The 3,312-nt window shown below is 60.9% G+C and carries 3 protein-coding genes; 1 reads left to right on the plus strand and 2 read right to left on the minus strand.

Annotation, left to right across the window (positions count from 1 at the left end; translation table 11 throughout):
* The first annotated feature begins 179 nt into the window (after window positions 1-179).
* Window positions 180-1,457, plus strand: coding sequence for an MFS transporter (locus WBF74_RS06365; protein ID WP_424436889.1), 1,278 nt, complete (start codon window positions 180-182; stop codon window positions 1,455-1,457).
* Window positions 1,458-1,563: 106 nt separating this feature from the next.
* On the opposite strand, the gene WBF74_RS06370 is transcribed toward WBF74_RS06365, so the two are convergent.
* Together WBF74_RS06370 and WBF74_RS06375 are read right to left on the minus strand one after the other, a co-directional pair.
* Entirely contained in the window at window positions 1,564-1,839 is a 276-nt protein-coding gene (locus WBF74_RS06370; RefSeq protein ID WP_424436892.1) for an HU family DNA-binding protein, read from the minus strand.
* Window positions 1,840-2,035: 196 nt separating this feature from the next.
* Window positions 2,036-3,312, minus strand: a 1,277-nt coding sequence (locus tag WBF74_RS06375) for a S16 family serine protease (protein WP_424436895.1), incomplete at its 5' end; no start/stop codon positions are given.

Genomic DNA, 3,312 nt, shown 5'->3' on the forward strand with positions numbered 1-3,312 from the left:
TCTCGGTGTAAACGAGATGCTCTACCAACTGAGCTAACCGCCCTGCCAAGTGCGCGTCACTCCTAGCGGATGAAGCATTTCAATGCAAACGGAACCCAAACCCGGCCATTGCATTGAGCCTGCAAAACCGCAAACTGGCGGGAGCCGCTCCTGCCCTCCACCACAGATCGGGTGTTTCATTGTCCCGCACTCTCGCACCCGTCTTTTCGTTGCTGCTTGCGACGGCCATCCTGCTTGTTGGCAACGGGATGCTGGGCACACTCATCCCGATTCGCGCAGGGATTGAGGGATTCCTTCCTTCCACCATCGGCGTTATCGGCAGTGTCTATTTCGCGGGCTTTCTGTGCGGCTGCGTGGCGACGCCCTATCTCGTGCGGCGAGCAGGCCATATCCGCAGTTTTGCTACCTTTTGCGGAATGGCAGCGGCAGCGCCTCTCATTCACGCACTGTCCTCTGATCCGATTCTCTGGTCCTGCATGCGCGTGCTCACGGGCTTCTGCTTTGCCGGGCTCTATATGGTGATCGAGAGCTGGCTCAATGAACGCTCCACTAATGAGACACGCGGCAGGCTCTTTTCCGCTTATCTGATCGTCAACTTTTCCGCGCTGACGCTCGGCCAGTTCCTGCTCAATGCGGCTGATCCGGCGGGCTTCGTGCTTTTTGCGATTTGCTCGATCCTCACTTCGGTGGCGCTCGTGCCTGTGGCGATGACGACCTCGGTACAGCCCCTGCCGATCCAGAGCACGCGAATCGACATCAGGGCGCTTTACCGGCTTTCGCCCGTGGGGCTGGTCGGTTCCTTCGCTGTCGGCCTTGCGAATGCGCCTTTCTGGACGCTTGCACCGCTCTATGCGAGCGAGAGCGGCATGGATACAGGCGGCGTCGCCATTTTCATGTCGGCCGGCATTCTCGGCGGCGCGCTGGCGCAATGGCCTATTGGCCGTATCTCCGACCGGATGGATCGGCGGCGCGTCATCGTCGCGCTCAGCCTCGGCGCGATGCTGGGCGAGCTGGCGCTGGTTCTGGCTGGCAGCAGCGGCAGCACGACCGCCCTTCTCGCTGCGGGCTTTTTCTTCGGTATTTCGGGCCTCACCCTCTATTCGGTCGTAGTCGCCCATATGAACGATCACGGCCAGAGCGAGAGTTTTGTCTCGATTTCGGGCGGGCTTCTGATTGTCTATTCGGTAGGGTCGATCATCGGCCCGACTGCAGCCTCACTCAGCGTGCCTGCCTTCGGCATGTCGTCGATCTTCGTTTTCACGGCGATCGTGCATCTGGTCTATGCGACTTTCACCATATTCCGGATCGCCACCACGCCCGCGCTTCCCGAGGAGCAGCGGGCAGACTTCGTGGCCGTGCCCGTGGCGCAGGGCCAGGTCATGCCGACAGAACTTGATCCGCGCGCAGCAGACGAGCACGGGGCCGACAGCCATGGCGGCGCGAAGGAGCCAGGCTGACCCGCGCTTCGGGGCCCACAGGGCTACCCAAAAGACAAAGGCCGGAACGCCCAGCGGCGACCGGCCCCGTCAAATCATGCAGCGGCGCTGACGCGCCACCCGGCTATCAGCCGTTCACGGCGTCCTTCAGCCCCTTGCCGGCCTTGAACTTCGGCTGCTTCGACGCCGGGATTTGGATTGTCTCGCCAGTGCGCGGATTGCGGCCCTCGGTCGCTGCGCGGCTCGAAACGTTGAACGTGCCAAAACCGACGAGGCGGACTTCCTCGCCCTTCTTCAGCGTTTCCGTGATGATATCGAAGACATAATCGACGGCCTTGGTCGCATCGGCCTTCGACAGACCGCTCCGGTCGGCCACTTCTGCAATCAGGTCATTCTTGTTCACGGTGAGGCCCCTCTCCAGATGCGATGGCGGGAATCAAACATTCCCCTAAGACTCGGGACTCTACCCGTCGCCCAAGAAGGGGGTCAAAGTAAAATCGCAGGATTTCTGCGGAAAATCCGAGATTTTCGGAAATAAAAACGGGAGCCCGAAGGCTCCCGCTTGTTGTTTGCCGCTTTTATGCGATCCGGCGCCGGTTTTAATGCGCCATAATCTGCTCAGGCGCGTCCGGGGCCTTCTTCCCCGCCTGCTCCGCGAGCCATGCCTCTTCATCCCATTCAATCGGCTCAGGCATGCGGGTCAGCGCATTCTTGAGCACTTCATCGATAGTGTTCACAGGCACGATTTCCAGCGCGTTCTTCACATTGTCCGGGATGTCGGCCAGATCCTTGGCGTTATCCTGCGGGATCAGCACCTTCTTGATGCCACCGCGCAGCGCCGCGAGGAGCTTTTCCTTCAACCCGCCAATGGGCAGCACGCGGCCGCGCAGCGTCATCTCGCCAGTCATGGCGACATCCTTGCGGACAGGGATGCCGGTCATCACCGAGACGATGGCGGTCGTCATAGCCGTGCCCGCCGAAGGACCATCCTTCGGGGTCGCCCCTTCGGGAACGTGAACGTGAATGTCACGTCGGTCGAAGAGCGGAGGCTCAATGCCGAAGCGGGTCGCCCGCGAGCGGACATAGGAATTGGCCGCCGAGATCGACTCCTTCATCACATCGCGCAGGTTGCCCGTGACTGTCATGCGGCCCTTGCCGGGCATCATGACGCCTTCAATGGTGAGCAACTCGCCGCCGACTTCCGTCCAGGCGAGGCCCGTCACGATGCCGACCTGGTCTTCGCCTTCAGCCTCGCCATAGCGGTACTTCGGAACGCCCGCATAATCGGCGATGTTGTCGATAGTGAGAGCGACCGACTTCTTGTCCGGGTTGGTGAGGATTTCCTTCACCGCCTTGCGCGCGAGATTGTTCAGTTCCCGCTCAAGGTTTCGGACACCTGCCTCACGCGTGTAAACGCGAATGAGGTGGCGCAGCGCCTCATCATCAATGGACCACTCACCCTTGCGCAGACCATGCGCCTCGATCGCCTTGTCGATCAGATGGCGGCGGCTGATTTCGACCTTCTCGTCTTCCGTGTAGCCGGCAATGCGGATGATCTCCATCCGGTCCAGCAGCGGCTCGGGAATGTTGAGCGTGTTCGCCGTCGTCACGAACATGACGTCGGAGAGGTCGTAATCGACTTCGAGATAGTGATCCGCGAAAGAGTCGTTCTGCTCGGGATCAAGCACCTCAAGCAATGCCGCTGACGGATCGCCACGGAAATCCGAGCCCATCTTGTCGATCTCGTCGAGCAGGAAGAGCGGGTTCGTGTGCTTCACCTTCTTCATCGACTGGATGACCTTGCCGGGCATCGAGCCGATATAGGTGCGCCTGTGGCCACGGATCTCGGCCTCGTCGCGCACGCCGCCGAGCGACA

The sequence above is a fragment of the Parvibaculum sp. genome (assembly GCF_049672805.1).
Classification (GTDB): domain Bacteria; phylum Pseudomonadota; class Alphaproteobacteria; order Parvibaculales; family Parvibaculaceae; genus Parvibaculum.